Origin of the sequence: Rheinheimera sp. (assembly GCF_030824435.1) — a bacterium.
GTDB lineage: Bacteria > Pseudomonadota > Gammaproteobacteria > Enterobacterales > Alteromonadaceae > Pararheinheimera.
Genome location: NZ_JAVBXS010000015.1, coordinates 1 through 13,249 on the forward strand (window position 1 = coordinate 1; position 13,249 = coordinate 13,249).

11 protein-coding genes are annotated in these 13,249 nt (G+C 49.3%); 8 read left to right on the forward strand and 3 right to left on the reverse strand.

The features are described from left to right. From RCH83_RS02080 to RCH83_RS02105, 6 genes are all read left to right on the forward strand, one after another. A complete protein-coding gene (locus RCH83_RS02080) occupies positions 1 to 123 on the forward strand; it encodes an ion channel (protein WP_373689732.1) in 123 nt (40 codons plus the stop codon). Between the two features lie 212 nt (positions 124 to 335). Continuing rightward, a complete protein-coding gene (locus RCH83_RS02085; RefSeq protein WP_306518559.1) occupies positions 336 to 1,028 on the forward strand; it encodes an outer membrane beta-barrel protein in 693 nt (230 codons plus the stop codon). A gap of 257 nt (positions 1,029 to 1,285) precedes the next feature. Further along, positions 1,286 to 1,798: a DUF1993 family protein gene (locus RCH83_RS02090; RefSeq protein WP_306518561.1), complete on the forward strand. Its 513-nt coding sequence runs from the start codon at positions 1,286 to 1,288 to the stop codon at positions 1,796 to 1,798. A gap of 213 nt (positions 1,799 to 2,011) precedes the next feature. Beyond that, positions 2,012 to 2,599 carry a nucleoside deaminase gene (locus RCH83_RS02095; RefSeq protein ID WP_306518563.1) on the forward strand — a complete coding sequence of 196 codons (588 nt, stop codon included), beginning with the start codon at positions 2,012 to 2,014 and terminating at the stop codon, positions 2,597 to 2,599. Positions 2,600 to 2,722: 123 nt separating this feature from the next. After that, complete coding sequence (locus RCH83_RS02100; protein WP_306518565.1) at positions 2,723 to 3,136, forward strand: hypothetical protein; 414 nt, start codon at positions 2,723 to 2,725, stop codon at positions 3,134 to 3,136. Positions 3,137 to 3,439: 303 nt separating this feature from the next. After that, the gene (locus tag RCH83_RS02105) at positions 3,440 to 3,988 is read left to right on the forward strand and encodes a hypothetical protein (protein ID WP_306518567.1); all 549 of its coding nucleotides are present in this window, start codon (positions 3,440 to 3,442) and stop codon (positions 3,986 to 3,988) included. A gap of 109 nt (positions 3,989 to 4,097) precedes the next feature. Here the strand turns inward: RCH83_RS02105 and RCH83_RS02110 are convergent, their stop codons facing one another. Both RCH83_RS02110 and RCH83_RS02115 read right to left on the reverse strand, forming a co-directional pair. Next, a complete protein-coding gene (locus RCH83_RS02110) occupies positions 4,098 to 7,472 on the reverse strand; it encodes a M1 family aminopeptidase (RefSeq protein ID WP_306518569.1) in 3,375 nt (1,124 codons plus the stop codon). Then, positions 7,472 to 8,386, reverse strand: a complete 915-nt coding sequence (locus RCH83_RS02115; protein ID WP_306518571.1) for an ATP-binding cassette domain-containing protein — start codon at positions 8,384 to 8,386, stop codon at positions 7,472 to 7,474. The genes RCH83_RS02110 and RCH83_RS02115 overlap by 1 nt, the downstream gene beginning before the upstream one ends. A 232-nt stretch (positions 8,387 to 8,618) precedes the next feature. On the opposite strand from RCH83_RS02115, the gene RCH83_RS02120 reads away from it, so the two are divergent. Both RCH83_RS02120 and RCH83_RS02125 read left to right on the forward strand, forming a co-directional pair. Next, entirely contained in the window at positions 8,619 to 10,250 is a 1,632-nt protein-coding gene (locus tag RCH83_RS02120) for a sensor histidine kinase (RefSeq protein WP_306518573.1), read from the forward strand. Continuing rightward, entirely contained in the window at positions 10,228 to 10,953 is a 726-nt protein-coding gene (locus RCH83_RS02125; protein WP_306518575.1) for a LytTR family DNA-binding domain-containing protein, read from the forward strand. Before RCH83_RS02120 ends, RCH83_RS02125 begins: the two co-directional genes overlap by 23 nt. A 115-nt stretch (positions 10,954 to 11,068) precedes the next feature. On the opposite strand, the gene RCH83_RS02130 is transcribed toward RCH83_RS02125, so the two are convergent. Next, positions 11,069 to 13,189: a hypothetical protein gene (locus RCH83_RS02130; protein ID WP_306518577.1), complete on the reverse strand. Its 2,121-nt coding sequence runs from the start codon at positions 13,187 to 13,189 to the stop codon at positions 11,069 to 11,071. Between the last annotated feature and the right edge of the window lie 60 nt (positions 13,190 to 13,249).

The following is a 13,249-nucleotide window of genomic DNA, read 5'->3' on the forward strand; positions in this document are numbered from 1 at the left end:
CTGGGTTATGGCGACATTACACCTATAGGTGTGTCGCGGCTGGTGGCTGCGGTGGAAGCTTTTACCGGCAGTTTTACCATAGCGCTGTTTGTGGTGGTTTTTGTCAAAAAGATGACAAGGTAAGGGGGGCGGTTAACGTAACCATTTGTTTTAAAACTGTTTCACCGCCAAATTCACGCCTGTATTGCCTGTGGCTCAGAGCTTTGCTCTGCAGATGTTTAGTACAATAAATAATCAAATGAGTTACATAAATTCACATTTATGTTTCACTTTGACATTTTTTTGCTAGAGTAGCGCCCGCACTGACGCATCCACCTCTTTCAGGGACGTATCCCATGTTAAAATTTACTGTTTTATCGCTGGCGCTGCTGGCTTCTGCTGCCGCTGTAGCACAGGACACTGCTGCATTATCTGCTTTTTCTGTTCAGGCCGATTTAGGTTATGCCCGCCATAAAGTCGGCAGCGAAAGTGACAACGAATCTGGCAGCGATGTTGCGCCTGCCCTTGCTTTAACTTATCAGCTCGACCAGAACTGGTCGGCCCGCCTGCAATACACAGATCTGGGTGAATTTACCGTATTAAGCGGTAAGAACAGAGGTTACGAATCAGGTGTCTGGTTTAATTTTGATCGTGATTTAAACAGTTCAGCCAATTGGCTGGGTTTAACAGCGCAATACCAAAGTGAACAGCTGGTGGGCCACTGGTCTTTTGGTGTGCGTTTAGGCGCATCTTTCTGGAAACAAGAATTTACCTTAAACGACACTATTACCGCTGTATCAAACCCGCAGGTAAACCATCTGGTTGGTCAGAGTTTTAGCGAAACAGGCAGCGACAGCGGTGTAGGTTTATTGGCTGGTGTTTTTACGCAATACCATTTTACCGAACAACTGGCATTAACTTTTGATTTGGATTTGGCGCCCTTTAGCAGCAAAGCCGCTGAAGATATTTCGATTTTCCAGGGCATTGATGACATCAAAGCTGACTACCATGTCAGTCGCCTGGCTGTTGGTATGCAATACAGCTTCTAAGCCGCGTTTTAACGCTGTAACCAAAGCCCGGTGAGTGATACGAACCGGGCTTTTTGTTTTTTTCTGGAGCAAAGTACTCATGATATGCCTGCGGCATGGAGCGAAACCCGGCATAACGCCAGCAGCTGCAAGCTGGAAATCAAGCACCGCAACAACAAAGCGCCCATATCCCGACCGGATAAAACCAACCCGCTGTTGAATTATACCCCCAAGCCCCCCATCTCCACCCTTGCCCTTAAGCCGATTAGGAAATCACCATGCTTTATGATTTGACCGTAGTGCAATTTAGCAAAATGCTGAACAACCTCGATGCCATTCTGGATAAAGCAGAACAGGCGGCCAGTGCGAAGAAGTATGATGTGGCTGTGTTATTAAACGCCCGTTTAGCGCCGGACCAGTTTAATTTTATCCGTCAGGTACAAATTGCCTGTGACACCGCCAAGCTGGGTGTTGCCCGTTTAGCCGGCGTTGCCGACAGCGCGCCTAAACATGCCGATACTGAAAGCACTTTGCCTGAGCTAAAAACCCGTATTGCTGAAACTCTGGCTTATTTAAAAACTTTTACGCCGGCCGATTTTGCCGAAGCGGCTGAGCGTCACATCAGCCAGCCACGTTGGGAAGGTAAATATCTGACAGGTTTTGAATTTGCCGTACAACACGCCATGCCAAATATTTATTTCCATATCAGCACCGCTTACGCCATTTTGCGTCACAACGGTGTGGATGTGGGTAAAAAAGACTATCTGGGCGCTATGCCTTATAAAAGCTAACCATGCTTAATCAAAATTAACAAAAGGGGTCAGCAGACCCCTTTTTTGATGCCGTTTGCAGGCTGCTGTAACCTGTTGTATTGATCTTGTGCTGATATTTTGTGTTTTTTGCTGCTGTAGCCGGTTTTTGCAAGCGGTTTTATGTTGGCTATTCAAACAGGCGCTTTGCCGCTAGATTAAATAAAGGCACAACAACAGCAGGACAAAAGCACGATGAATAACTGGTCAGCCCCGGCGCAACAGGCGCTGGTTACTGTTCCCGACTGGGTGCAAAGCCTGGTGAACTGGCAACAACCCTACCCCGACGACACAGCCAAAATGACACTGGCCATAGAGCTGTCGCGGCAAAATGTGTTAAAAAAAACCGGCGGCCCTTTTGGCAGCGCCATTTTTGACCGCGCCAGCAACCAGCTGCTGGCTGTTGGCGTGAACCGCGTGTTACCACTACATAATTCCACCTTACATGGTGAAACTGTTGCCATTATGCTGGCAGAACAACGGCTTGCTGCTTTTACGCTGGCGTCAGACACTGGCCGCGAGTTGTTTACCTCTTGTGAACCATGTGCCATGTGTCTGGGCGCCGTGCTCTGGAGTGGTGTAAACCGGTTGGTGTGTGCAGGTACTGCCGCAGACGCCCGCGCTATAGGTTTTGATGAAGGGCCGGTGTTTAACCAGTCTTATCAATATTTACAAAATGCCGGTATTGAAGTGGTGCGGGGTTTTATGCAAAACCAGGCCAAAGCAGTGCTGGATTTTTATGCCAGTTCAGGCGGTACTATTTATAACGGCCGCAACGGCTGAAAGTGAATATGTTGTTGCAGTTTTGGGTTTTGTTCACCCTGCTTTTGTTTTATCATGCGCGCCGTCTGGCAAGGGATGCACTCTGCCAGCGTTTTTGTTGATGAGCAAAGGAAAGAACACATCATGAAATTTAAATTCGCTTTAGTAACAACTCTGGTATTGGCTTCTGCTGCGGTTCAGGCTGACTGGTTAAAAGCAGCCACAGACTCGGTCAAAAGCAGTGTAACTGACTCGGTCAAACAAAGTGCCGATGGTGCCAAAGATGCCGCTTATGACAGCGCAGTGCAGTCTGCTTTAGGTTTAACTCAGGGCAAAACCAACAGTGCTTATGTGCTGGAAAAACTGGGTGAACCAGTGACAAAAAGCAAAGTAAACGAAAAAGATGTCTGGAGTTACGACCTGTCGAAACTGCAACAAACTTACCCGGCCTTACCAGCTTTGTTAGCTCAGTACCCACAAGCGCCAAAAGCTATTGATCTGACTTTTGACAAAGATGTGGTCAGCAACATCAACATGATTAAAGCTGAAACAAAATAACAGCTGATCTCAGCAGATTATATTGATCTGCCATAGCTGAACAGGCCGGGAAACCGGCCTTTGTTTTTCACAATCCGGCAATCGCCAGAGGCTCATGCGTTCATTCGGCAAGACGCAAAATTGTTTGCGTCTTGAGATCCCGAATTCACCCCTGCGGGACCAGATGAAGCTGTCCACAAAACGGCAGGATAGCCGTTTTGCACGGCAGAGCTGCCGAAGGCGAGCTACATGGATGTGGCGAGTGTAAAACGCTCCTGGCGTTTTTTTAGGGGTTCAAGTAGCTGAAAAATAGGGGGTTTTGCATTGCAGCAAACAGGTTTTGGCGATAACAAAGCGCAATTTTGTGTGTATCTGGCAAACAAACCAGCTATGCCTGAGTATCAGCAACTGGACTCTGTAATGGCGTTAGCGCCAGGTGATATCGACCGGATTTACCGCCATTGTGGCAATGGTTGGCGCAAAATTTTTAATGTTTATGCCAAGCTGTTGTTTGCGCTGGATAAACACCAGTTTTCTTATGCACAACATGCCAGCAGCTGGCAAGAGTTCCGCGACAACCTACTGCTGCAAAAACACAGCAATACCGCTTTGTTATTTAGCCCGCCGTTGTTTGATTTGGCCTTGCAACAGCACAATACCATTCACATTATTGCTGGCCGTACTTATGCCAAACAGTTATTGGCCGAAGGCCTGCAAGCAGAGCTGCAGTGGCTGAATGAAGAATTTGCCATAGACCCCAACCGCAAACTGCTGGTCACGCCCTTTTTTGATTATCGCCAGCTGAATAACGAAAAAATCGGTTATACAGCTGCGCTGTTGTTGTTATTAAAACAAGGCAAAACATTTGCTTAAAACCTAAACCAACGTCGTTTTAAACCACAGGCAAACACAAAAACCAGCAAAAAAGACAACAGCTGCCAGACCCGAAGGTGCAGCAGCCGCCCTATACCCAATGTTGGGCCTATTCCGGTTTTAATAACAGCCCGTTGTCAGCTTCCAGCAGTAGTTGTTGAATCACACCATGTTTATCGGCCGGGCTTAACGCCAATAAAATACGGACAAAATCCATAGCGCTGGCAGGTTTGGCCGGATAACGGTGTTGTTGCCATAACTGCTGTAACGCCTGAGTGATCAGCGCATCTCCAAGTTCAGCGCGCAATAACGCAAACATCAAAGTGGCGCGTGAATATTGGTCATAACTTTCATCAGCATCAATCAGGCTTTTTTGTTCGGCCCTGCTGCCCGCCATAGCCCTTTGGTAACGTTGTTGCTCAAAATCGACCAGCGCCAACATGGCTTGCTGGCCAAAATGTTGTTCTATCAACACCAGTTCGGCATATTTGGCCAAAGACTCTACCAAAAAAGCACCATCACCAGGCACACCATTGCCAATACCATGACCAAACCATTGATGTGCCATTTCATGCACGGCGCGCCGGTATACCTGACTAAAACCGGCATCAGGCGCGGCAAAAGCACGCAGGCCAACCCTATGATTAATCAGCACTAACTGTGGCAAGGCGTAACCCGTTGGGCCTATATCCGGCATCATCACCAGTCGTAATGCATCACCCGGGTAAGGACCAATCTTGGTATGAAACCAATACAAGGTTTGGCTGAGTGCCTGCATGGTTAAATCTGTGTTTTTGTTAAAATAAGGACTGTAAATTTCCAGGCTGACACCTTGTTGTTGCTGCTGTTTCGCTTGCCAGGGCACAGCAACAACAGCGGGTAAATTCCGAATGGCATCCGTGGTTTGGTATTGGAAATACTGCAGGTTATGCTCCCGCCATTGCCGTATTAACTTACCTGCTGCCACAGCTTGATAACCATCCGGCACTGAAACCACAGTTTCCAGCTGCGCCCAGTCGTAACGGGCGTTGGCCGGTGTGGCTGTTGCCGCCAGCACTGATGGTTGAGTTTCTGTGGCCGGCAAAGGTGTTAAGCCAAATTTGGCGCGGCTTTTATCGTCTTTCAGCCGCAGCTCTGGCATAAAACCCGGTTGTGGCAATACATGTAATAAACGCAGATAACTAAATTCCGGCCTAAGTACCTGATGTATAGGCGCTGGTGCTATTGCCTGTTGGCTTAGCTTCAATTGCAGCTGAAGTTCTGTGCTCTTGCCAGGTGCCAGTGCTTGTTTAAACCGGTAAACAGGCTGGTTGTAGCCCGCAGGCTGTTGCACCAGTTGGGCACTCTCAAACCGGATTTGCTGCAGCGCCTGCCTGTCGGCCAGATGACCTGGCAAAGTCAATAACAAGTCGGTAATGGCTGTTGGGTGTGGGTTGTGCAGTGTTAGTTTCGCCTGAATATCGGCTTGTTGCTCCAGCGGACTTAACCTGATCTGCAGTTGTACTTTGCTGACCACAGGTTGAGGTTGTTGTTGCCAGTGTTGATATTGTTGTTCATAAGCGGCGCGCTCCGCCTGACGTTGCGCTGTGGTTTCCAGTGCACCTGCTTGTGTTAATTGTTGATGGATATCTAAGCCCTGAGTCAGCCACAACAATGCCAATATTGCAGCCAATAACAGTGGAGCTGTATTCAGCTGTAGTTTTGGTGCACTAAAGCCCGTGCCTCTATGGTAAAACTGCAATGCCAAAAACCAGAAACTAAGTGCCAATAAGGTCCAAAACAACCAATAAGGCCAAAAACCGCCCTGCTTTATCTCGCCGCCAAAGCCACCAGCACCAACAGAAGCCTGATAAGCCCAAAGTGCATCCGGCATTTGCAGTTGCGTTTGGCCTATCTGCCAGAGCGGATGTGATAATTCCAGCAGTTGTGGCAGTGGTGACAACGCCAATAACAACAGTACAAACACCAGCACATTTGCCCGCACCGGCGATTTTAACAAAGCATGACATGCCAGTAATAACATGCCCCACATCAACAGTGGCAACAGCACAAACAGACCTTGTTGTTGGTATTCCGCAGCCTCAATTGGGATCTGCAGTAGCATTTGTGCGAAAGCCACCCCACTAAAACTCAGCAGCACCAACAATAAAGTCAGTAGCCACAATACCACCAGCTGACTACCCAGTTGCACCCAACCGGACACTGGTGAGGTGGCAATCAGGCTGTCACAACGCAACTGCCGGTTGAGCCAGCTGAGCTGACTGGCCCAAAGCGCCAGCAGTAAAAGGCCAAATCTTGGCAGCAGATCCCAGTTGATTCTGTTGAGGGCATCGCGGCTGTCCGGCTGCAGTTGGCTTTGTGGTTCGGCATAACTTAAACCGGTAAATACTTCACTAAAAACCAGGCCACTCAGCACCAGCAGCGCCAATACAGTACTGCGCTGGCGTAACAACTGTGTCCATTGCAGCCTGATCAGGCTGATCAAACTGTGCAGATTGCATATCACAGGGGGAATTGGGGTGAAAGTGCCGGCACTGCGGCCTGACTGCGCCTGCAAATTTGCTGATGGTTCTGTTTTCAGAACGCTTGTTCTGGGCTTGTTGTGTTGTGTTGCGGATTGAAATTTACCGGATGAAACAACAGCCAAAGCGCGCCAAACCAACAAGATACTAAGGCTCACAATCAGCAGACGGTTTAGCAATACGGCTGCACCAGGGCTGATGGATGCAGAGTTTTGCAATTGTGCCAGCCAGGGCGTCAGCGCATAAGGGTCCAGATAAAACATCAACTGTGACAACAGCGGTGATATATCGCCACTTTTGGCCATCACAGGCGAGCCGTTGGCGGCGGCAAGCAGCATATAACCGATAAAACAGCAGGCCGTCAGCAGATATAACAGTGCAATTTGTGTGGTGTGGCGGCTACACCACAGCTGCAACGCCACCAACAGCAATAAAGCCGGCACTTGTTGTAGCAAAAACAGCAAGATAGAAATGCCACACAAAGCACCCAGGCTAAAGTTGCTTTGTGCTGGCTGCATGCCGCCCCAGACAGCAGCTGCTGCCAATATTAACAGCAACAACTGGAAACCCAGCGTCAACAGCAATAAACCACCAGCCCGGCTCAAACACCATTGCTTTTGGCTCAGTGGCGTGACGCCAGTCAGTTCGGCCATGCCATATTGCCTATCCCGTAAAAATGCCAAAGGTGCCAGCACACCGACAAATAGGGGTTGCAGCATCATCAGCAATTTAGTGTGGCTAATCAGCAACTCTTTATGAGGTTGAGCGCTTTGTGGCGGGTTGCCTATGGTCGCCAAAACCGCAAAAGCCAAAGCCAATAACAACACCAGCCAAAACAATGGTTGTACCCGATAAAACCGCCATTCATTGGCCAGCAGCGCCGGTAACTGCGGTTGATACAAGCTGTTGTTCTGTGAGGTTTTTGGGTGCAAACAATCAGCAGAAGCCAAAGGGTTTAACATCAAAGCTGCTCCTGTTTGGCTTTAGGATCAGTAAGTTGCGCTTCAGCAGCTGCCAGGGTTAAAAAATAACAATCCTGCAAGGACGCCGTTGCCGTGCTAAAACCGTCGCCGGGGCAAACTTCGGCATACAGTCGTTGTTGTGGCACACCCCGTAAATAACTTTGTTGCAACAGCTGAGCTTTTAGTGGCAAGGCATCGGCAGGCAAGGCGGGAAGTTCACCCTGATATAACCAGATTTTACCTTGTAGCGGTGTTATTAAAGCTTCGGTATCACCCTGCAACACCATTTGCCCCTGCTGCATAATGGCGACCTGAGCACACAGCTGTTCTATATCGTCGACAATATGGCTCGACAGCAGCACCAGCCGGTCGCGGCTGATTTGTGCCAATAAATTATGCAGTTGTTGTCGCTCCAGCGGATCAAGACCTGCGCTGGGTTCATCGAGGATCAATAACTTTGGGTCGCCAAGCAGTGCCTGCGCTATACCAAAACGCTGGCGCATGCCGCCGGAAAAATGCGCCGCCGCTTTATGGGCCACTTTGGTTAAGTTGGTGAGGGTGAGCAACTCTGTGATTTGCTGTTGCCTGCTGGTTTTATCTGTCAGTCCTTTCAACACTGCAATATGCTCCAGCAAAGCAAAGCAGGACAGATGCGGATAAACGCCAAACTCCTGCGGCAAATAACCCAATTGGCAGCGTAACTGTTGTGGTTCTTTTAATATATCCAGACCATTAAAATGGATTTGGCCACTGTCAGGCTGCTGTAAAGTGGCAATAGTGCGTAACAAACTGGATTTACCGGCGCCATTTGGGCCCAATAAACCAAAAATGCCATGGCTGGCGTTGAGGTTTAAGCCCCGCAGTGCCATGGTGCCGTCCGGATAAGTTTTATTTAGTTGTTGGATATGCAGCATAAAAAGTGCCTTCTGGTGCTGTGCTGTGGGCTACAGGCTAAGGCGCCCTCTGTGAAGGGCTCAAGCAGGTAATGACCAAGAGCGCAGTTCAAATGACCAACAGCCAGATTGCAGCTGTAGGCGCAGCAACTGCGGTTTTATCAGGCCAAAAGCCGTTTTTGTCCGCTGACAGATGACAAGGCCTTCGAACGCAGGCAGCATAAGGGCATTGTTTTGCCTGAAAATTCCAACGATGCAGCGACTTGCCCCCCTCAAGCCCGATGATTTATTTGCGCTATTGCCGGTGTTGCTGGCCTGGTTGTGGGCAGTGCTGCAACCTGCCATGGTGCAGGAAAAGGCCGATTGGTTGTTGTTGTGGCCACAAGCCGGTTGGTTGTTGTTGCAGTATTTCCCTATGTTATTGGCTCAGGCAGTGGCGCAATTTTTTGCCCGGGATTTTGCATTTGCACCGCGTTTTAGCCATGGGCTGGCAGCAGCGCCGAAAACAACATCAGCATTAAAGATGACGTTGCTGGTGCTGTTTTGGCTTGTTGTGATGTTGTATCCGGCTGTGATGGCAACATCTGGTTTTGGCAACTGGTTATTGGCGCCAGGTTTAAGTCTGTTGTATTGGCTGCATTTTTATTATCTGCACAAGCTGCAACAGGCCCGGCGCTGGCAATGGTTCTGGTCGCTGGATGGGGTCTTGGCGCTGTTATTGCTCTGCTGGACAGTCGGCTGGACCTTGTTATTGGTGTCGCATCAACCCGGTTTGGCACAGCAGCCAATACCAGTAAAGCTTGATTGGCCGCGCATCCTGCAAAACCCGCTGCTCACGCTGCATTATTTATGGCAGTTCAGCCTGTTGGCAGCGCTGATGTATGGTTGTTATTGGTTCAACCGTTATTGGCTGGTGCGGCGTATTCTGGCCCGGCATGGTTTGTTGCCTTTTGTGATGCTGAGCATTGGCCTGATATTATTCAGTTATGTGCCGCTGGCGGCTTTGTTATTGCAACTGCCAATGAATGATGTTGCAGTGCCGGCAGTGCCGGCTGGCAGTCAAAACCCCTTTGACTGGTACAACTTTAACTTTATGTTCTTGCAGTGGTTATTCACCACGCCGCTGATCCTGGCTTTTGACCGGCAGCAACAGGAAACCAGCCTGGCGCAAATTCAGCATCAACAAATTCAAACCGAATTGCAGTTGCTGCAACAACAAATTAATCCGCATTTTTTATTTAATACCTTAAATAACCTCTATGCCCTTTGTTTAATCAAGTCGGATGACGCGCCAAAACTGATATTACAACTGGCTGATTTATTAAGATATGTGGTGTATCAGGGCCAACAGAAACAAGTGACTTTACAGCAAGAGCTGGAGTATCTGCAGCATTACCTGGCGTTACAACAACTCAGGGTCAGCAATAAAACCACCTTAAAGCTGCAATTGCCGGATAACACCAGCCAATACCAGTTACCGCCTTTGCTGCTTATTATGCTGGTGGAAAACGCTTATAAACATGGTGTGGAAACCTCAACTGAAGCTGGTCTGGTGGAAATTAAGGCCAGCATTCAGCAGAACCGGCTGTATTTTAGTTGCCGTAATAGTTGCCCTCCCGTTGAAGACAAAAGTGGTAGTTTCAGCGTAACGGGCAACACCACAGCCACAACAACTGGCCTTGGGCTGGAGAATTTACGCAGGCGGCTGCACCTGTATTTTGGCGACGCTTTTTATCTGCATAGCGCTGCACAAAAGCAAAGCACAGCGCAGGGCCCAAGCGAAGCGCAAAAAAATAGCGAAGCGCAAAACAGCTGGTTGGCGGAATTAGAATTGCCGCTGGCATTAATCACAGGAGCCGCAGATGCTGAAGTTGCTGCTGGTTGATGATGAACCTTTAGCCCATCAGGTGTTGTTACATCATCTGGCGCAGTACACCGATATGCAGGTGGTGGCGCAAAGTTACAACGCAGCACAAGCGCTGGCGGTGCTGGCAAATCAACAGATTGACCTGATGTTGCTGGATATTCAGCTACCGGTTTTAACCGGCCTTGAAATGCTGAAGCTGCTGGCGCATCCGCCGCAGGTGATTATTACCAGCGCTTATGCCGACTATGCGCTGGACGGTTTTGCACTGGATGTCACCGACTATTTACTTAAACCCATCAGCGCCGAACGTTTAGCTGTGGCATTGGATAAAGTGCGGCGCAAAAACCTGTTGCTGGCAGCGGCAACAGCCGGAAAAAGCAGCATTCAGACGCCGCAAGCCACTGATTTTATAGTGTTAAAAGTAGACAGAGCCTTGCAGCGTTTTGAGCTGGCTTCGGTCTGTTGTTTTGAAGCTTATGGCAACTATGTCAAAGTCTGGCAAGGCGAGCGTATGACGCTGGTGAGCAGCACCTTAAAACAGCTTTGCCGTCAGTTACCTCCAACAGTTTTTGTGCAGGTGCATAAATCGTTTTTAGTGGCTAAAGCGCATGTTGTCAGCCGCGACAGTCAGCAGCTGCGGTTAAGCAATCAGATGATGGTGAAAATTGGCGATGCTTATAAAGAGCAGGCCAGACAGTTGTTATTGCCGGTTGCAAACTGAATCAGCAAAAGGCCCCTTGGGTAACAACAAACAACAGCGGTGGGAGCAACAAGGGCATAGTTCAGTGTTGGCTGAGATCAGCTGAACAGATGCCCTTTTTTGTCAGTGTAAAAGTTTAAGCAAAAATCTTCTGTAATAAACCCTGGCGCCAGAGCACCCAGCTGGCCACCACTATCACCACTAAAATCAGCCATAAACCCGAACTGCTTTTTTTCTCGTAAGGGTCTATTAACGAGCGGCTGGAACCGGCCGGAATAGTGGCCAAAGCTGTTAAGCGGGTACCAAATTTAATACTGAGTTTGGCGTTGGTATTCACAGCCCAGCCATTGGCGTCGAGCAGCGGCGCTAAATTACGGGCGCGTAATTTAAACCAGGCCAACAGCATAGAAGGGCCTGAGATAAACAACACTATGCCACAGAGCGCCAGCGGCATTTGCCACCACACCAGCCCAAGAAAACCTGTCACCACTGCCGCTAATGCTGTGCCTATAGCGCCTATCGCTAAACCAATAGCAGCAAAAATACCGGCAAACTTGGCCACATCAAAAGGTGCTGCCGGTTTGGCAGGGGCCGGCGCTTCTGCCACTTTGGCGGCATCACCGACACCAGCGGCACTTTTAGTTTCAATTTCTTTGTCTTTCGCGGCAGCAAATTTCTGAATTTGATCCGAAATCATGCGGCCGATACGCTGGTAAGGGGTAAAAAAGGCTTCACGGATACTGATAGGGTTGCTGACAATCTGGGTCACAGTGGCATCCCAATCCTGGCCTGCCATATCGTAAAACACGCCGTTACGGCCGACCATTAAATTACCGGCATCGCCTGCTGTCATAGCGGCCACCACAGAGCGTTTTTCACCAGTGGCGCTGCGAACACAATCGATATACAACAAATAAGTACCACTTAAACCGGCCAGTTTGGCGTGTTTGGCAGCGTCATTGACGTTCAGGCATAAGTCGCAGCTGCGACCATCCAGATACAAACGGCCATTCTGGAAAATGGCGGGTTTTTCCAGGCTGTAAAAGTTTTCTAAATTGACAAAGTTACGCAATAAATCACGTAAATAACGCTGATAACGCACCAGTTTATCAACATCAAGTACAGACTCAGCTTCGGCCTGCTGGGCTAAATCAGCGTCCATCAGCGCATAAGCTGCATTGAGTGTTTGTTCGTTCAGGCAGGCTGCCAGCAGTTCAGCTTCCAGCGTGGCGGCATTGCTGTTGGGCTGTAAAGTTTTCCAGTCGTTGTAAGCGGCAATAGCGGCTTTTAGTTGTTGCCACTGAGCGTTATTAATGTGTTCAGTCTGACCCCAAACCGGCAGTGCCAGAGTGGCAAGTTCAGCCAGATCAGCCGCCCAGTGCGGGTGTACGCCTTTTTGCAGCGGCAATTGGCCTTTGGCGTTGATATGGGCCAAAGGCAAATAATTGGTGTCAGAGCTGGCTTCAGATAATAACTGCCGGGACAGTGCTGCATAATCTTCCGGCGCGCCATTCAGTGGCTCAGCGGCGCGTTCGTCATAAGCGGCCAGCTGGCAACGGGTAAAATAATCTGTGACTTTGGCGTCCAGTTTTTGCACAAGCTGATAAACCAGTTCGGTATCGCCGGCAAACACTGTACTGATGCTGCTGCCTTGTTGCTGCCATTCGGTATATAAACGGCCATCAGCAACAAATTGTTCCAGCTGGGTTTTATCAATGCCAGGTACACCACTGCGATCCATACTGGAAATTTCCAGTCCCAGCAAAGTGTTGATCAGCTGCTGTACGTTCGGGTCTTGCGAAAGCTCTGCGGTAATAATACCGTCGCCGTTGAGCTGATGCGCCGGAAACACCAGCGCCATATCAGCGGTGTCGTCCACTGTCAGGCTGGTGGCGTCACTTTTGCCCAGGTTTTGCAGCATACGTTTGGCTGAAGCCAATAACTTTTGCCCTGCTTCGTTATGGCTGTTGATGGCCGCGAGTGGCAGCTCTTCACCTGATAACAGCACTTCAGGTTGTTGCAATACCGACAAAGCCCAGCTGACGGCCGCTTTAACTTCATCAATACGCACCCGGCCATCGTGGTCAGTATCCAGATAAGCCATAGTGCGGCTGTCAAACTCCAGTCCTTTTACCGGACAACTGAGCGCCGCCCAGAGTTTTGGGTCCAGGGTATTTAACTGCTGCCAGTCGGCAATTTTATCAAGACGAACCTGATCAAAACCGCCGGAACGAAAAAAGCGCCACTGATGAGCCATGTAATTTTCCTTATTAACAGGGGGTTCCCGGAAGGTGCCAGCACAAACCAGACTAAAGAC

Excerpts from the sequence above, each read along its gene's own strand:
- RCH83_RS02095 (WP_306518563.1), top strand. The coding sequence starts at position 2,012 with ATGAATAACTGGTCAGCCCCGGCGCAACAGGCGCTGGTTACTGTTCCC.
- RCH83_RS02125 (WP_306518575.1), top strand. The coding sequence starts at position 10,228 with ATGCTGAAGTTGCTGCTGGTTGATGATGAACCTTTAGCCCATCAGGTG.
- RCH83_RS02085 (WP_306518559.1), top strand. The coding sequence starts at position 336 with ATGTTAAAATTTACTGTTTTATCGCTGGCGCTGCTGGCTTCTGCTGCC.
- RCH83_RS02115 (WP_306518571.1), bottom strand. The coding sequence starts at position 8,386 with ATGCTGCATATCCAACAACTAAATAAAACTTATCCGGACGGCACCATG.
- RCH83_RS02090 (WP_306518561.1), top strand. The coding sequence starts at position 1,286 with ATGCTTTATGATTTGACCGTAGTGCAATTTAGCAAAATGCTGAACAAC.
- RCH83_RS02110 (WP_306518569.1), bottom strand. The coding sequence starts at position 7,472 with ATGTTAAACCCTTTGGCTTCTGCTGATTGTTTGCACCCAAAAACCTCA.
- RCH83_RS02120 (WP_306518573.1), top strand. The coding sequence starts at position 8,619 with ATGCAGCGACTTGCCCCCCTCAAGCCCGATGATTTATTTGCGCTATTG.
- RCH83_RS02100 (WP_306518565.1), top strand. The coding sequence starts at position 2,723 with ATGAAATTTAAATTCGCTTTAGTAACAACTCTGGTATTGGCTTCTGCT.
- RCH83_RS02130 (WP_306518577.1), bottom strand. The coding sequence starts at position 13,189 with ATGGCTCATCAGTGGCGCTTTTTTCGTTCCGGCGGTTTTGATCAGGTT.